A 15,927-nucleotide genomic window follows, 5' to 3' on the forward strand; every position below is an offset into this window, starting at 1 on the left:
ACTCTGTGGGAGCGAGCTTGCTCGCGAATGCGGTATTACATTCAACATTGAAAGTGACTGACCCACCGCTTTCGCGAGCAAGCTCGCTCCCACAAGGGATATGTGCTGATTGCGGGGTCATACCGCGACCTCTTCACCGTCGGCTTTGGATTTGCCAAAGCGCCTTCCGAGGCGGTCGAAGTACAGGTAGATCACCGGCGTGGTGAACAGCGTCAACACCTGACTGACGAGCAACCCCCCAACCATCACCAGACCCAGCGGCTGACGCAATTCAGCCCCTGAACCTGTCGCCAGCATCAGCGGCACCGCGCCGAACAACGCTGCCAGTGTGGTCATCAGAATTGGCCGGAAGCGCAGCAGCGCCGCTTGATAGATTGCCTCTGCCGGGGCCATGCCCTGGGTGCGTTCGGCGTCGAGAGCGAAGTCGATCATCATGATCGCGTTCTTCTTGACGATACCGATCAGCAGGATGATGCCGATGATCGCGATCATCCCCAGGTCGTTGCCGCTGAGCAGCAACGCCAGCAAGGCACCGACGGCGGCGGACGGCAAGGTCGAAAGAATGGTGATCGGGTGGATGTAGCTCTCGTAGAGCACGCCGAGCACGATGTACATGGTCACCACCGCCGCCAGAATCAGCAGCAAGGTGCTCGACAGCGAAGCCTGAAACGCCTGCGCCGCGCCCTGGAATTGAGTCTGCACGCCGACCGGCATGCCGATGTCCTGCTGCACCTGCTCGATGATGTCTACGGCATGCCCCAACGCCACGCCCGGCGCGAGGTTGAACGACATCATCACCGCCGGGAACTGGCCGATGTGAGTGATCGCCAACTGCGCCTGGCGCTCTTCGACATGCGCCAGACTGGACAGGCGCACCTGCGCGCCGTCGGTGGTCTTGACGTGGATCTGGTCCAGCGCCTGCGGGCCGATCTTCTCCCCGGCCTGGGCTTGCAGCACCACGCGGTACTGGCTGGCCTGAGTGTAAATGGTCGAAATCTGCCGCTGGCCGAACGCGTCATACAGTGCATCAGTGATGTTTGCCACCGACACGCCGAGGCGTGAGGCTGCATCACGGTCGATCACCAGATAGACCTGCAAGCCTTTGTCCTGAAGGTCACTGGCCACGTCGGTCAATTCCGGACGCTGCGCCAGAGCCTCGACCAGACGCCCGCTCCACTGACTGAGCAATTCGGAATCCGGCGACGACATGCTGAACTGGTACTGCGTGCGGCTGACCCGATCCTCGATGGTCAGGTCCTGCACCGGCTGCATGAACAGGCGAATGCCAACCAGTTTGTCCAGTTTCGGTTGCAGGCGTGCGATCACTTCGCTCGCCGTCAGATCACGCTCGCCGTGGGGCTTGAGGTTGATCAGCAAGCGCCCGCTATTGAGCGTGGCGTTGTCGCCGTCGACGCCAATGTACGACGACAGGCTCTGCACCGCCGGATCTTCGAGGATGATCTTCGCCAGTTCCTGCTGCCGCTCGCCCATCGCCGCGAAGGAAATCGATTGCGGCGCTTCGGAAATGCCCTGAATCACGCCGGTGTCCTGCACCGGAAAGAAGCCCTTCGGCACGATTACATACAGAAACACGGTCAATGCCAGTGTGCCGATCGCTACCAGCAAGGTCAGCGGCTGATGCTTGAGCACCCAACGCAGCATCCGCCCGTATTCCTTGATCATCCAGTCGATGAACCCACCGCTGGCGCGATAGAAGCGACCTTGCTCATGTTCTTGCGGTTCACGCTTGAGCAGGCGCGCGCACATCATCGGCGTCAAAGTCAGCGATACGACCAGGGAAATCAAAATCGCCACCGCCAGGGTGATGGCGAATTCACGGAACAGGCGCCCCACCACATCGGCCATGAACAACAGCGGAATCAATACGGCGATCAGCGAAAGCGTCAGGGAAATCAAAGTGAAGCCGATCTGTTTCGCGCCCTTGAGCGCGGCCTGCATCGGGCTGTCACCCTCTTCGATGAAGCGTGAAATGTTCTCGAGCATGACGATGGCATCGTCGACCACGAAGCCGGTGGCAATGGTCAGCGCCATCAACGTCAGGTTGTTCACCGAGAAACCGGCGAGGTACATCACGCCAAAGGTGCCGATCAACGACAGCGGCACGGCTACCGAGGGAATGATCGTCGCACTGGCGCGGCGCAGAAACAGGAACGTGACCATGACCACCAGCGCGATGGCGATCAGCAGCTCGTGTTGCACGTCGGTGACCGAGGCGCGGATGGTCTGCGTGCGATCCGTCAGCACAGTGACGTCGAGGCCGGCCGGCAGGTTATCGGTGATGCTCGGCAGCAAGGCCTTGATGCGGTCGACCACTTCGATAACGTTGGCGCCAGGCTGACGCTGGATGTTCAGCAGCACCGCTTGGTTCTGATTGGCCCACGCGGCCAGACGCTCGTTCTCGGCGCCATCTACGATTTCGGCGACGTCCTTGAGCCGCAGCGGTGCGCCGTTCTTGTAGGTCAGGATCAGGTTGGCGTAGTCCTCGGGCGAGGTCAGTTGGTCGTTGGCATCGAGCATCGACACCCGGGTCGGGCCATCGAAGTTGCCTTTCGGCTGGTTGACGTTGGAAGCGCCGATCAGCGTGCGCACATCCGACAGGTTGAGGCTGTTGGCCGCGAGCGCTTCGGGGTTGACCTTGATCCGCACGGCCTGACGCTGACCGCCGGCAATGCTGACCATGCCGACGCCGCTGATCTGGGCGATTTTCTGCGCCATGCGCGTATCGACCAGATCATTGAGCTTGGGCAGCAGCATGGTTTTCGAGGTGATGGCCAGAGTCAGCACCGGGGTGTCCGCCGGGTTGACCTTGTTGTACACCGGCGGCGCCGGCAAGTCGGTCGGCAGCAGGTTGGTCGCGGCGTTGATCGCGGCCTGCACCTGCTGTTCGGCGACGTCCATGTTGATGTCGAGGCTGAAACGCAAGGTCAGCACCGAAGCGCCGCCGGAGCTGGTCGAGGCCATTTGCGTGAGGCCCGGCATTTGCCCGAACTGGCGCTCGAGTGGCGCGGTGACGGCGCTGGTCATCACGTCCGGACTGGCGCCCGGATACAGTGTCATGACGCGAATGGTCGGGTAATCGACCTGCGGCAACGCCGACACCGGCAGCAAGCGATAAGCGATCAGGCCGGCCAGGACAATGGCCAGCATGCTCAGGGTGGTAGCTACCGGACGGAGGATGAACAGCCGCGAAATGTTCATGCGCCCTTCTTGGCCTTGTCAGCAGTGGTCGCATCGGGATTGGCGGCGGATTTGCCTTGCAGGTGTTCGGTCGGAGAGGTCGGCACTTCGCTGCTGTCATTGACCACTTCGACTTCGCTGCCCTCTTTCAGGCGATCGGTGCCTTCAAGCACAACGCGATCACCCGCGGCGAGGCCTTCGGTAACCACGGTGTTGTCACCGTCGCTGGCACCGATTTTCAGTTGGCGAATGGTGACTTTCCTGTCGCCGTCCAGCGCATAGACGAAGGTGCCGTTGGTACCGAACTGGATCGCTGCCGACGGTGCCAGCACTACACCTTTCAGCGTGTCGGCCAGTAAGTGAACGTTGACGAACTGGTTGGGGAACAGCGACTGGTCGCGGTTATCGTAACGGGCCTTGAATTTCAGGGTGCCGGTAGCGACGTCGATCTGGTTGTCGAGGCTTTGCAGCACGCCGGTGGCTTGCAGCTTGGTGTCGCCACGGTCCCAGGCTTCGGCAGAAAGTTTGGCGCCGCTGCGGTAACGCGCCAGCACGGTGTCGAGGCTGTTTTCCGGCAAGGTGAAGGCCACGCTGATTGGTTGCGTCTGGGTGATCACTGCGAGGAAGGTGGTGTCGTTGGCGGCGACGAGGTTGCCGACGTCGACCTGACGCAGACCGACGCGGCCGGCAATCGGCGCGCGGATCTTGGTGAATTCGAGATTGAGCTTGGCGTCGTTGACCGCTGCCTGGTTGGTCTTGACCGTGCCCAGGTATTGGCCGACCAGCGCTTCGGCGGTGTCGAGGGTCTGTTTGGCGATGCTGTCCTCTTTGTACAGACCGCGATAACGCTCGACGTCGACCTGGGCGTTTTTCAACTGCGCCTGATTCTGCAGCAAGGTCCCTTCGGCCTGGAGCAAAGCATTCTGGTAAGGACGCGGATCAATCTCGGCCAGCAGGTCGCCCGCCTTGACCATCTGCCCTTCTTCGAAATGAATCTTCACCAGTTCGCCGCCCACCCGGCTGCGCACGTTGATGGTATTGAGCGCGGTGACCGTGCCCAGCGCCTTGTAATACAGCGGGAAGTCGCCCTTCACCGCCGGCGCCACACGCACCGGAATCGGCCCGGTACCGCCGCCAAAGCCCGGCCGCATCATGCCCGAGCGCCCGGTATGCCCGGCGGCCGCTTTGTCGCCGCCCGCCTTGTCCGCAGAGCCGGCGGGCCAGAATTTCCAGCACAGGACGGCGATGACCAACAGGACAAGCAGGCTGATCAGCCAGCGACGGGATTTGCGGGGGGACGATTGCATGGAGTTATTGACCATTGGGCGCGTGGGCTTCTATTACGGGAGGCTGAACGATAAGCACTGAGTGGATTTAAGCAAAGCAGCTTTACCGGCAATTTACCTTCCACTTACGTTTCAAGGTGTGAGGCAAAACCCTGATACACAAATGAAAACGGCCTGGACAGGGCCAGGCCGTTAACAATTGTAAAAGCCTTACTTGAGAACGGACAGTGCCGCTTCGTAGTTAGGCTCCTCAGCGATTTCCTTGACCAGTTCGCTGTGCAGGACGTTGTCGTTTTCGTCCAGCACCACAACGGCGCGAGCGGTCAGGCCTTTGAGCGGACCGTCGGCAATGGCCACGCCGTAGTTTTCGATGAACTCGCTGCCGCGCAGGGTCGACAGGTTCTGTACGTTTTCCAGACCTTCAGCACCGCAGAAGCGCGCCTGGGCAAACGGCAGGTCAGCGGAGATGCACAGCACCACGGTGTTGGCGAGTTCGTTGGCCTGGGCGTTGAACTTGCGCACGGAGGTGGCGCAGGTCGGGGTGTCGACGCTTGGGAAGATGTTGAGGACTTTGCGCTTGCCGGCGAAGTCTTGCAGGGTGACATCGGACAGATTGCCGGCTACCAGGGAAAAGGCTGGCGCCTTGGAACCGGCTTGTGGCAACTGGCCGTTGACTTGAACCGGATTGCCTTTGAGGGTGACTTGAGCCATGACTTGAGTCCTTCTGTTTTTTGATTGGAAAGCATGCAAGAGGCGGAAGTTAACCACGAAATCGGCTGACGACCTATGCCCTGTTGGAAATTGTTGGGTGCTCGGCGGTGAGATTGTATACAAGTCCCGTGGAAGCGAGCCTGCTCGCGAAATCAGGTATCGATATCAGAAACGTGTGTCAACTGGACTACCGCTTTCGCGAGCAGGCTCGCTCCCACAGAAGTTTGCAGCGCCGTCCAAACCACCTTCGATTCAGCCCCGCTCCAACCATTAGAAGCGTGATGTGCGCACCCCGCCGCCCGCACCAACGAATTAGTTCCTTCGACTGGCTAACCCCCGATTAGCTGCTAGTTTCAGAAGGACGAGTCCTACAGGCTTGATAAGCAAACGGATAACGCAGTAGCGGCGCAACAGTGCTCTGTTGTCCGGAAAAAACACCATGGAATCGGGAAATGACCTGCAGTCGAGCCGCGAATAGAGGATTTCTGCCGGGACCGGGTGGCCCGGCGTTCGCCATGCTCAAGCCACGGAGCGGGCGCCTCCTTCTCTCTCTGTGCCTGGGCGTCAGCCCACCGCTGTTCGCTGCGGAAGGTGGCGTCGGGCGGCCGATCACCGGCCAGCAAGTTTTCTCCAACGCCGGCATCGTGCCGCCGGAGCCGGGCTGGGTAATGTCGTTGACCAGCATCTGGTACGACGGCTCGCTCAAGGGCAGCGACGGCGCACCGATTTCCGGCGCGATCAGTGGCGGGATCGACATGAAAGTCTCCTACACCATGGCCAACTTCACCCATGTCTGGAATACCGGCAAGGGCCGCTGGAATTTCGCTTCGGCAATGGGCCTGCCGGTGCAATACACCGACATCAAGGCGAGCATCACCGGCCCGCGCGGGCGCACTTTGGGTGACAGTGATTCCGGCACGCAGTTTGCCGATGCGCTGATCACCCCGATCGCCGCCGGTTATCACTTCGACGAACGCAATCATCTCTCGCTGTCACTGCCGATCTACGTGCCGACCGGTGCCTATAACAAGGATCGCCTGGCCAACCCCGGACAGAACAACTACACATTCATGCCGACCGTGGCTTTTACCCACCTCGACGGCAAGGGCGGCGAGTTCACTGTGTCCAGCGGGCTGGAGTTCTACACCGAGAACGACGCTACCGATTATCGCAACGGCAACATCTTCACCCTCGACGCCCTCTGGACTCACGGCTTGGGCAATGGCTGGAACGCCGGACTTGCCGCCGGCTACGTGCAGCAACTGACTGACGACAAAGGCCAGACCGCCGATGTCTTCAATGGCTATCGCGGCCGTTCGGTAGGCGCCGGCCCGGTGATTGGCTGGGCCGGAAAATTCGCCGACGCCCAGGCCAACATCAGCGCGCGCTGGGTGCCAGAGTTCGACACCAAGAACCGCCCCGAAGGCAACGGCTTCAGCGTCAATCTGACCTTGGCGTTTTTCTAGACCCGGACACAAAGGACTGCCCATGACTGCGCTCACCGACCTCAACGCCCTGCAAGCCAGCATCGCCGAAGCGGTGCTCGGCCAGGATCAAGTCATCCGGCAGATTCTGCTGGGGCTGTTGGCCAACGGTCATTTGCTCCTGGAAAGTCTGCCCGGGCTGGCCAAGACACGCACGGTCAAGGCACTGGCCAAACACCTTGACGCGAAGATGAGCCGCATCCAGTTCACCCCCGACCTGTTGCCCTCGGACATCACGGGCGCCGAGGTGCTGCACCAGGTCGAGGGCAAAAACGAGATCCGATTCCAGCCCGGCCCGCTGTTTGGCAATCTTATCCTCGCCGACGAAATCAACCGCGCCCCTGCCAAGGTTCAGGCGGCGCTGCTCGAAGCCATGGAGGAACGCCAGATCACCGTGGCCGGCAACAGCCATGCGCTACCGGAGTTGTTCATCGTCGTGGCGACACAGAACCCGATCGAGCAGGAAGGCACCTACCCACTGCCGGAAGCGCAGATGGACCGTTTTCTGATGAAGGTGCTGCTCGATTACCCCAGCGCCGAAAACGAAAGCCAGGTGCTGCGCCTGCTGCGTAACGAAGAGTTTGCCCAGGGTGCCAGCACCACGCCGGTGAAGAATTTCACTTTGCCGCAGGAGGTGATTTTTGCTGCGCGCAAGGAAGTCAGCGCGGTGCACGTTTCACCGGCCATCGACACTTATCTGATCGACCTGATCAACGCCACCCGCCACCCCGCCGACTACGACGAAGACCTCGCACGCTGGATCGCCATTGGTGCCAGTCCCCGTGGCGGCATTGGCCTGGACCGCTGCGCCCGCGCCGATGCGTGGTTGCAGGGGCAGGATTTCGTCTCTCCGGACAACGTCCGCGCCGTGGTTCATCCGGTATTGCGCCATCGCTTGCAGCTGAGTTACGACGCCGTTGCCGATGGCGTTAGCGCCGATCAGGTGCTCGACCGGATTCTCGACAAAGTGGCGATTCCCGCATGAACGACGAAGGTCTGGTCTACGTCTCACTCGCGCAATTGATGGCGCTGGAGTTCAAGGCCCGAGACCTGAGCTTTCTTGCCCGGCAGCCGCAGGGCAGCATCCTCGCCGGCAACCACGCCTCGCGGCTGCGCGGTCGCGGGCTGAATTTCGACGAGTTACGCCGCTATCAACCGGGCGATGACCTGCGCCACCTCGACTGGCGCGCTTCGTTGCGTACCGGCAAACCGGTGGTGCGCACTTTCACCGAAGAACGCGACCGCCCGGCCCTGATCGTGGTCGACCAGCGCATGTCGATGTTCTTCGGCTCGCAGCGCAGCTTCAAATCGGCGGTCGCCGCCGAACTCGCCGCGCTGGCGGCGTGGATGGTTTTTCACGCCGGGGATCGGGTCGGCGGTCTGGTCTTCAACGACCAGCGTATCGACAGCATCGCGCCGTTGCGCAGTCGCAAACGTGTCGAAGCGCTGCTGAGCCGTGTGGTGCAGCACAATCGCGCACTGAACGCCGGCAATCCCGACGCCGAAGATGAAGACCAATTGGACAAAGCCTTGCAGCGCTGCCTCGGTGTGGCCGGGCACGACCATTTGATCTGCATCGTCAGCGACTTTGCCGGCGCCGGAGAGCGCACCTTGCAACTGATGCGGCAGCTGTCGGCGCACAACGATGTGATTGCCCTGCAAGTCTACGATCCGCTGGCGCTGAAACTGCCCAGCAACGGTCGGCTACTCGTGACCCAGGGCGAATTGCAGGTCGAGTTGGCGATCGAGAAACGTAACGTGCAGCAGCCGCTGGGGGATTTTCTCAGCGGGCGGCTCAAGGACGTCGCCACCCTGCTGCGCCGCAGTCAGGTACCGCTGATGATGATCAGCACCGCCGAGGACGCCCATGGGCAACTGCGCGCCGAACTGGGCAAAAGTGCCGGACGCACGCGATGAACCCGAACATCCCTGGTATCGATCAGCTCAAGGAGCTGGCCCTGCCCGCGCCCGTCAGCTATGCGCCACAAACTTGGGGCTGGTGGTTATTGCTGGCGATGCTGATATTCGCCGCGCTGTTGATCGGCCTGCGCAGATACTGGCAATGGCGCCGCGACCGCTATCGCCGTGAAGCACTTGCCCGACTGGCACAGTTGCGCGACCGCAGCGACGATCTCAATGCCCTGCGCGAATTGCCTGAGTTGCTCAAACGCACGGCCCTCTCCATGCCCACTCGATCGTGGTGCTGGAATGGATCCCCTGTGGGAGCGAGCCCGCTCGCGAAGACGTCAGCGCATGCAATACCTCGATCCACTGACACAGCGCCATCGCGAGCAGGCCCGCTCCCACAAGGCCCGGCGGCGCTTGGCAGAGATGACTGGCAGGAATTCCTGCAACGGCACTGCAAAAACAGAATGCCCGCCGATTTCAGCACGCAACTGGCCCAACTCGCCTACGCACCGGACCCCATATTGCGCGCCCTCCCCGCAGCGCAACGGCAAATGCTCTTCGACAGCTGCCAATACTGGGTGGAGCATCACCATGTGGCAGCTTGATTACCCCTGGCTGTTGCTCCTGCTGCCGCTGCCATGGCTGGCTTACCGCTTTCTGCCCGCCTACAACGAAGCCCGCAGTGCCGTGCGCGTACCGTTTTTCGGCGCGATGAGCCGCGCGGTCGGCGAAGCGCCGAGCACCGCTAGCAGTCGGCGCAATCGCTGGCAACTGCTGCTCAACGTACTGGTATGGGTGCTGATCGTGCTGGCCGTGTCGCGTCCGGTGTATGTCGAAAAGCCGATCGAACGCCAGCAACCGGTGCGCGACCTGATGCTCGCCATCGACCTTTCGCAGTCGATGGAAACCGAGGATTTCGCCAATGCTCAGGGCGAAAAAATCAATCGTCTGGCGGCGGTCAAAGACGTGGTGCAAGGCTTCATCAACAAACGCAAGGACGACCGCATCGGCCTGATCGTATTTGGCAGCGGTGCCTATCCACAGGCTCCGCTGACCCTCGATCACGCCAGCCTGTCGTTGTTGCTGGCCGATACCGGGATCGGCATGGCTGGCCCCAACACGGCGATCGGCGATGCGATCGGGCTCAGCCTGAAATTGCTCGACAAGGCCCATGAGCAGGAAAAAGTCCTGATTCTGTTGACCGATGGCAACGACACCAGCAGCGCCATTACGCCGGATCACGCCGCTGAAATGGCGGCCAACAAAGGCGTGGTCATTCATACCATCGGCATTGGCGACCCCGACGCTTCCGGCGAAGCGAAGGTCAATCTGCAAGGCCTCGAACAGATCGCCAATACCACCGGCGGCCGCTTCTTCCGCGCCGAAGATCGCGCGGCGCTGGATCAGGTCTACACCACCCTCGACCAGCTCACCCCGCATCAGGTGAAAACCCTCAGCCATCGACCGCAGCGGGAATTGTTCTACTGGCCGCTGGGCGCAGCATTGCTGTTGTTGGCGCTGTATCAGCTCGGCGCCCTGTTACGGCCGAACCTGGCGGGTGTGCGGCAGCGGCAGGAGGCCTGAAATGGAGATCAACCTGAGCGATTTCCACTTTCTGCGCCCGCTGTGGCTGTTGCTTGCGCTGTTCGGCGCAATGCTGCCCCTGATCTGGCGCCGCAGCCGCGACCTGCAGAAACGCCTGCGCGGTAATATTGCGGAACACTTGCTGCCGCACCTGTTGATCACGCCGCAGGATCACCAACGTCTGCGCCCGGTGCACCTGCTCTGCGCGCTACTGATTCTCGGCGCCCTCGCCGCAGCCGGGCCGACGTGGGAACAGGATCGCCCGGACTTTCTCGAGAACCGTGCGCCGTTGATCGTTGCCGTCGACCTTTCGCCGTCGATGGACGCCAACGATGTGCAGCCGACGCGGCTGGAGGCGGTCAAGCACAAGCTGCATGATCTGCTTCAACGTCGCGCCGCTGCACGAACCGCACTGATTGCCTATGCCGGCAGCGCGCATCTGGTGTTGCCACCGACCGACGATCCGGCGTTGCTCGACAGTTTCATCCAGGCCTTGGGCACGGGCTTGATCGACAAACCCGGCAAGAACGTCGCCGCCGTGATCGATCAAGCGAAACGTTTGCTCAGCGCCGAGAACACCCCGGGCAGTTTGCTTTTGATGACTGACGGTGCCGACACCACGCAACTCGATGATCTGCAAAAACACCTCGACGGCAGCGCCTTGCAAGTTCTGGTTCTGGCGGTGGGCAGCGAAGACGCGGGCGTCGTCACTACCGCCAGCGGCCAGCCGAAAATCGACAGCAGCGGGCGTCCGGTGCTCGGCAGTTTCGATCAAGCGGGCCTCAAGCAATTGGCCTCGGCCGTCGACGCGCCGCTCGGCAGCCTGACCCTCGACAACGATGACCTGGAGTGGATCGAGTTGCACGCCCGGCAACACTTCCAGAGCTCCAGCGCCGATCAGCGCGAGTTGCACTGGAAGGACGCCGGTTACTGGCTTTGCTGGCCGTTGCTGTTGCTGGCGCTGTTCAGCGTGCGCAAAGGCTGGAGCGTCAACTGGATGCCGGCGCTGTTTTTGGCCGTAGGGTTGGGCTGGCCTGCGGCGCCGGCGCAGGCCAACGCCCTCACCGATGCCTTTTTCACCCGCGACCAACAAGGCCGCTGGGCGTTTGAACATGATCGTTTGCCCGAGGCGGCGGCGCTGTTCGTCGACCCGTACTGGAAAGGCGTCGCGGCCTATCACGCCGCCGATTACGACTTGGCAATGGCGACCTTTGCCCGCCTGGACACGCCGCAAGCGTATTTCTACCTGGGCAACATTTATGTGCGTCGCTTCAAGTTCGATCAGGCGATTGCCGCCTACAGCCAGGCCTTGAAACTGCAGCCGCAATTTCCCGAAGCGACCGCCAATCTGACCTTGGCCCAAGCACTGCTCAAGGACACCGAAAGCGCCGCGAAGAACGCTCCGCAAACCAAACCCGACGAAGTCAAATTCGACAAGACGCCCGGTAAAGGTCAGAGCAAAAAGGTCGAGACCCAACAGGCGGCGTCCGACGCGCTGTGGCTGGAGAACCTGACCACCTCGCCGGCGAAATTTCTAAGGCAGAAATTCAGTCTGCAGGATCAGCAGGGAGACCGGCCATGAACCTCCGACACCTGAGCGCCGCCATCGCTGGCAAGCCAGCTCCCACAGGGAATTTCTGTGTAGTTGCAAACTTTGTGAAGATTGCTGTGATTTGTGGGAGCTGGCTTGCCAGCGATGGCGGCAGAACAATCAGCGCAAAACTCAGCGCACTGCTGCTGACCGGCCTGCTCTCTCTGAATGTTTTTGCCGCCCCAGCGCAACTGAAGGTCCAGGCTCACCTCAACCCCAGCGAAGGCGCGATGGTCGGCGGTCTGGTCGAACTGCAACTCGATGTACTCACCGACACCTGGTTCACCAGCGCCGCCGCCCTGCCCGATCTGAAACTCGACGGCGCGCTGGTGATGCCGCCGAACGGCCAGGCACAGCATTTGAACCAGACCATCGATGGCCAATCGTTCAATGGCTTGCGCTATAGCTATCTGATCACGCCCAACGTCGCGCGCAGTTTCGATATCCCGGCATTGACCGTCCGCGCCACACCCGGCCAGGCCACTGAACAAATCAGTGCACAGAGCCAGCCGCTGAGTTTCAGCGCCGCCCAACCGCCCGGCTTCGCGCCCGGGGAGATGCCTCTGGTTGCCAGTGGGTTGCGCTTGAAACAGGTCGTAACACATTCGGCGACGCCGCCGAAAGTCGGCGACAGCATCACCCGTGAGCTCACGTTACAGGCCGATGGCGCGCTGGCGATGGCGCTGCCGATTCAGACCTTCAGTGATGTTGCCGGATTGAGTCGCTACGCGAAGACGCCACAAGTCAAAGCACTGGATGACGGTCGCGGCAATATCCTCGGCGGTCAACGCGTCGACAGCGCCAGTTATCGCATCGACAGCGCCGGTACTTACACCTTGCCGGCGATCCGCGTGAAATGGTGGGATTCCGCTGCGCGGCAGATCCGTAGCGCGGAGGTGCCGTCCGTGAGCTTTGAGGCCACAGCCAACGGCGCCTATAAACCGGTGTTTTCGCTGGCCGAAGACCTCAGGCAACTGCAACAGAACCACTTGCAGTTCTCCAGCCGCTGGCTGCTCTGGCTGGCGCTGGCGGTCGGCCTCGCCGTCAGTGTGTACTTGCTGCGGCCCGTCGCCGTTCGCGCCCATCGACGCTGGCTCGCCCATAAACGGGCGAAGCAATTGGCCTGGCAGCATTCGGCTGCTTTCGCCTGGCAACAGATCGCCCCGCAACTGCAAGCCAGACCCGCGCAACTGACCGCGCTGTACCTGTGGCTGCGGCGCAGTCGTCTGGGCTTGAAACTCACGGGCGCCGGTCCGCGTTTGCAGGGTCTGTTACGCGGGCTTTACGGCCGTCGGTCTGCCGTCGATCAAACACTTGTTCAGCTGCACCAATCGTTGTCTACGCTTCAAAGTCAGGTCGCGCGGCAACAGGCGAAAGACGCACCGGCCCTGCGCCCGCTCAACCCTGTGCATGAGAAGGATTTCCCATGATCAACCCGTTGCTGCTGCGCCAACGTTTCGGTCTTGCCCTGCTGTTGACACTGGCCTTGCCCCTTTTGGTACAGGCGAATGAACCGCTGCCGTCATGGAACGACGGCCCCGCGAAAAAGAGCATCATCGAGTTCGTACAGGCCGTGACTGACCAGAGCAGCAAGGATTTCGTCAAACCGGCCGAGCGCATCGCTGTGTTCGACAACGACGGCACGTTGTGGAGCGAACAACCGGCGTATTTCGAATTGCTGTTTGCCTTCGACGAGGTCAAGCGCACCGCGGCACAACACCCGGAATGGAAAACCACCCAGCCGTTCAAAGCGGTGCTGGAAGATGATCACCAAGCCCTCGCCGCATCGGGCATGGAGGGTTTGCTGAAGATCGTCGGCGCCACTCACGGCGGCATGACCACCGAAGCCTTCGATGACTACGCGAAAACCTGGTTCAGCCAGGCCCGCCACTCGAAAACCGGCAAGCCCTATACCGAAATGATCTTCCAGCCGATGCTGGAAATGCTCGACTACCTGCGCAGCCAGAACTTCAAGACCTACATCGTGTCCGGTGGCGACACCGGCTTCATGCGCGCCTTCGCCGATCAGGTCTACGGCATCCCGCCGGAACAGGTGATCGGTACCACGTTCGTCACCTCTTACCAGTTCAAGGATGGCAAAGCCTCGATCGTGCGTACGCCGAAAGTCGCGCACAACGACGACGGCCCGGGCAAGCCCGTGAGCATCGACGCCGTGATCGGTCGGCGGCCAATTCTGGCCTTCGGTAATTCCGACGGTGATTTGCAGATGCTGCAGTGGACCGCCGCCGGGCCCGGCAAGCGCTTTATGGGACTGGTGCACCACACCGATGCGAAGCGCGAGTGGGCTTATGACCGGCAATCGAATATCGGCCGACTCGACAAGGCCCTCGACGAAGCGAAATCCCGTGGCTGGACGGTGGTGGACATGGCGTCGGAATGGCGCCGGATCTATCCGTTCGATCCACCGGCAACCGAGCAGGTGCAATAAGAAAGCGTGATGCAGGAGAGCAGTAAAGGTTTGTCGCAAAAAACGACCCCCGCGCAAAGGAGCAAGTCACATGACTCGCATACGCAAGTGGCTACCGAAGCTCGCCCTGGTGGCGACCTCGGTGATGGCGCTGTCGGCAACCGCCACAGCGGCTGAAAAACCCAACATTCTCGTGATCTTCGGCGATGACATCGGCCAGACCAACATCAGTGCCTATTCCATGGGCGTGGTCGGATACAAGACGCCGAATATCGACCGTATCGCCAAAGAAGGCATGATCTTCACCGATTACTATGCGGAAAACAGTTGCACAGCCGGACGCTCGTCGTTCATTACCGGGCAGACGCCGCTGCGGACCGGCTTGTCCAAGGTCGGCATGCCGGGGGTTCCGGTGGGCTTGCAGGCGCGCGATGTGACCATTGCCCAAGCGCTGAAAGCCCAGGGCTATGCCACCGGGCAATTCGGCAAGAACCACTTGGGCGACAAGGATGAATACCTGCCGACCAACCATGGTTTCGACGAGTTTTTCGGCAACCTCTATCACCTCAACGCCGAAGAGGAACCTGAACGTCCGTACTGGCCCAAGGATGATGCCGAGTTCGTCAAAGCCGCGTCGCCCCGTGGCGTGATCCACAGTTTTGCCGACGGCAAGATTGAAGATACCGGCGCGCTGACCAAGAAACGCATGGAAACCATCGACGACGAAACCACAGCGGCCGCGCAAGCGTTCATCGAGAAACAAGCCAAAGCGGACAAGCCGTTCTTTGTCTGGATGAACACCACACGCATGCATGCCTTCACTCACGTGCGTGAATCCATGCAAGGGCAAAGCGGCATGGTCGGTAACGAATATGCCGATGGCATGCTCGAGCATGACGGCGACGTCGGCAAGCTGCTCAAGACACTGGACGACTTGAAGCTGACCGAGAACACCATCGTCGTCTACACCACCGACAACGGCCCGAACCAATGGTCGTGGCCCGACGCTGCAACGACGCCGTTCCGCAACGAGAAAAACTCGAACTGGGAAGGCGCGTACCGGGTACCGGCGATGATTCGCTGGCCGGGCAAAGTCAAGGCAGGCGAAGTCTCCACGCAAATGTTCTCCGGTCTGGACTGGTTCCCGACGCTGTTGGCCGCCGTGGGCGACACCGACATCAAGGATCGCTTGCTCAAGGGCGCCGACGTCGGTGGCAAGAACTTCAAAGTGCACCTGGACGGCTATAACCAGCTGGACTACCTGACGGGTAAAACCGACAAGAGCGCGCGCAACGAGTTCTACTACTTCAACGATGACGGTGCGTTGGTCAGCATGCGTTTCAATGATTGGAAACTGGTGTTCTGTGAGCAGCGTGCGCCCGGTGGACTGCAGGTGTGGAGCGAACCGTTCACCTGTCTGCGTGTGCCGAAAATGTTCAACCTGCGCATGGACCCGTACGAACGCGCCGATGTTGTGTCTGACCAGTACTATGACTGGCTGACGAAAAACGACTATCTGATTTTCGACGGTACCCGCCGCGCGGCGAAGTTCCTGCAGACCTTCGTCGACTATCCACCCAGCCAGCGTCCGGCGAGCTTCAGCATCGACCAGATCCGCGAGGATGTGGACCGCCGTATCGAAGAAAAAATGAAGAAAGCCCAGTAATACCGCTGTACCGCCGCCCGCCTGCATCGGCGGGCGGCCCTGTTTTCAACAAGAGACCGGGTCGGATTCGT

12 protein-coding genes are annotated in these 15,927 nt (G+C 61.1%); 9 read left to right on the forward strand and 3 right to left on the reverse strand.

Translation table 11 applies throughout. The features are described from left to right. Nucleotides 1–117: 117 nt before the first annotated feature. The 3 genes from ACMYUN_RS01600 to tpx form a co-directional block, all read right to left on the reverse strand. A complete protein-coding gene (locus ACMYUN_RS01600) occupies nucleotides 118–3,219 on the reverse strand; it encodes an MdtB/MuxB family multidrug efflux RND transporter permease subunit (RefSeq protein ID WP_129998668.1) in 3,102 nt (1,033 codons plus the stop codon). Then, nucleotides 3,216–4,520 (reverse strand): MdtA/MuxA family multidrug efflux RND transporter periplasmic adaptor subunit, encoded by a 1,305-nt coding sequence (locus ACMYUN_RS01605; RefSeq protein WP_415762555.1) that lies wholly within the window; start codon nucleotides 4,518–4,520, stop codon nucleotides 3,216–3,218. Before ACMYUN_RS01605 ends, ACMYUN_RS01600 begins: the two co-directional genes overlap by 4 nt. Nucleotides 4,521–4,694: 174 nt before the next feature. Further along, nucleotides 4,695–5,195 carry a thiol peroxidase gene (tpx, locus tag ACMYUN_RS01610; RefSeq protein WP_415762556.1) on the reverse strand — a complete coding sequence of 167 codons (501 nt, stop codon included), beginning with the start codon at nucleotides 5,193–5,195 and terminating at the stop codon, nucleotides 4,695–4,697. Between the two features lie 515 nt (nucleotides 5,196–5,710). Between tpx and ACMYUN_RS01615 the strand changes: the two genes are divergently transcribed. The 9 genes from ACMYUN_RS01615 to ACMYUN_RS01655 all read left to right on the forward strand — a co-directional run bounded on the left by ACMYUN_RS01615 (nucleotide 5,711) and on the right by ACMYUN_RS01655 (nucleotide 15,856). Further along, nucleotides 5,711–6,661 (forward strand): transporter, encoded by a 951-nt coding sequence (locus ACMYUN_RS01615; RefSeq protein ID WP_415764016.1) that lies wholly within the window; start codon nucleotides 5,711–5,713, stop codon nucleotides 6,659–6,661. Nucleotides 6,662–6,683: 22 nt separating this feature from the next. Next, nucleotides 6,684–7,664 carry an AAA family ATPase gene (locus ACMYUN_RS01620; RefSeq protein ID WP_016774619.1) on the forward strand — a complete coding sequence of 327 codons (981 nt, stop codon included), beginning with the start codon at nucleotides 6,684–6,686 and terminating at the stop codon, nucleotides 7,662–7,664. Next, nucleotides 7,661–8,596 carry a DUF58 domain-containing protein gene (locus ACMYUN_RS01625; RefSeq protein ID WP_415762557.1) on the forward strand — a complete coding sequence of 312 codons (936 nt, stop codon included), beginning with the start codon at nucleotides 7,661–7,663 and terminating at the stop codon, nucleotides 8,594–8,596. The genes ACMYUN_RS01620 and ACMYUN_RS01625 overlap by 4 nt, the downstream gene beginning before the upstream one ends. After that, nucleotides 8,593–9,192, forward strand: a complete 600-nt coding sequence (locus ACMYUN_RS01630; protein ID WP_415762558.1) for a DUF4381 domain-containing protein — start codon at nucleotides 8,593–8,595, stop codon at nucleotides 9,190–9,192. Before ACMYUN_RS01625 ends, ACMYUN_RS01630 begins: the two co-directional genes overlap by 4 nt. Then, entirely contained in the window at nucleotides 9,179–10,171 is a 993-nt protein-coding gene (locus ACMYUN_RS01635) for a vWA domain-containing protein (protein WP_415762559.1), read from the forward strand. Before ACMYUN_RS01630 ends, ACMYUN_RS01635 begins: the two co-directional genes overlap by 14 nt. Before the next feature lies 1 nt (nucleotide 10,172). Beyond that, the gene (locus ACMYUN_RS01640) at nucleotides 10,173–11,753 is read left to right on the forward strand and encodes a VWA domain-containing protein (protein ID WP_415762560.1); all 1,581 of its coding nucleotides are present in this window, start codon (nucleotides 10,173–10,175) and stop codon (nucleotides 11,751–11,753) included. Continuing rightward, entirely contained in the window at nucleotides 11,750–13,192 is a 1,443-nt protein-coding gene (locus tag ACMYUN_RS01645) for a hypothetical protein (protein WP_415762561.1), read from the forward strand. The genes ACMYUN_RS01640 and ACMYUN_RS01645 overlap by 4 nt, the downstream gene beginning before the upstream one ends. Beyond that, nucleotides 13,189–14,211: an HAD family hydrolase gene (locus ACMYUN_RS01650; protein WP_415762562.1), complete on the forward strand. Its 1,023-nt coding sequence runs from the start codon at nucleotides 13,189–13,191 to the stop codon at nucleotides 14,209–14,211. The genes ACMYUN_RS01645 and ACMYUN_RS01650 overlap by 4 nt, the downstream gene beginning before the upstream one ends. A gap of 70 nt (nucleotides 14,212–14,281) precedes the next feature. Next, on the forward strand, nucleotides 14,282–15,856 hold the full coding sequence (locus ACMYUN_RS01655) for an arylsulfatase (RefSeq protein ID WP_415762563.1): 1,575 nt from the start codon (nucleotides 14,282–14,284) through the stop codon (nucleotides 15,854–15,856). The last annotated feature ends 71 nt before the right edge of the window (nucleotides 15,857–15,927 follow it).

Source organism: Pseudomonas sp. CP4 (genome assembly GCF_047758505.1).
Taxonomy (GTDB): domain Bacteria; phylum Pseudomonadota; class Gammaproteobacteria; order Pseudomonadales; family Pseudomonadaceae; genus Aquipseudomonas; species Aquipseudomonas fluorescens_AO.

Bases quoted from the DNA above. Each gene is read 5' to 3' on its own strand.
- ACMYUN_RS01655 (WP_415762563.1), top strand. From the start codon at position 14,282: ATGACTCGCATACGCAAGTGGCTACCGAAGCTCGCCCTGGTGGCGACC.
- ACMYUN_RS01615 (WP_415764016.1), top strand. From the start codon at position 5,711: ATGCTCAAGCCACGGAGCGGGCGCCTCCTTCTCTCTCTGTGCCTGGGC.
- tpx (WP_415762556.1), bottom strand. From the start codon at position 5,195: ATGGCTCAAGTCACCCTCAAAGGCAATCCGGTTCAAGTCAACGGCCAG.
- ACMYUN_RS01630 (WP_415762558.1), top strand. From the start codon at position 8,593: ATGAACCCGAACATCCCTGGTATCGATCAGCTCAAGGAGCTGGCCCTG.
- ACMYUN_RS01620 (WP_016774619.1), top strand. From the start codon at position 6,684: ATGACTGCGCTCACCGACCTCAACGCCCTGCAAGCCAGCATCGCCGAA.
- ACMYUN_RS01600 (WP_129998668.1), bottom strand. From the start codon at position 3,219: ATGAACATTTCGCGGCTGTTCATCCTCCGTCCGGTAGCTACCACCCTG.
- ACMYUN_RS01640 (WP_415762560.1), top strand. From the start codon at position 10,173: ATGGAGATCAACCTGAGCGATTTCCACTTTCTGCGCCCGCTGTGGCTG.
- ACMYUN_RS01645 (WP_415762561.1), top strand. From the start codon at position 11,750: ATGAACCTCCGACACCTGAGCGCCGCCATCGCTGGCAAGCCAGCTCCC.
- ACMYUN_RS01650 (WP_415762562.1), top strand. From the start codon at position 13,189: ATGATCAACCCGTTGCTGCTGCGCCAACGTTTCGGTCTTGCCCTGCTG.
- ACMYUN_RS01635 (WP_415762559.1), top strand. From the start codon at position 9,179: ATGTGGCAGCTTGATTACCCCTGGCTGTTGCTCCTGCTGCCGCTGCCA.
- ACMYUN_RS01625 (WP_415762557.1), top strand. From the start codon at position 7,661: ATGAACGACGAAGGTCTGGTCTACGTCTCACTCGCGCAATTGATGGCG.
- ACMYUN_RS01605 (WP_415762555.1), bottom strand. From the start codon at position 4,520: ATGGTCAATAACTCCATGCAATCGTCCCCCCGCAAATCCCGTCGCTGG.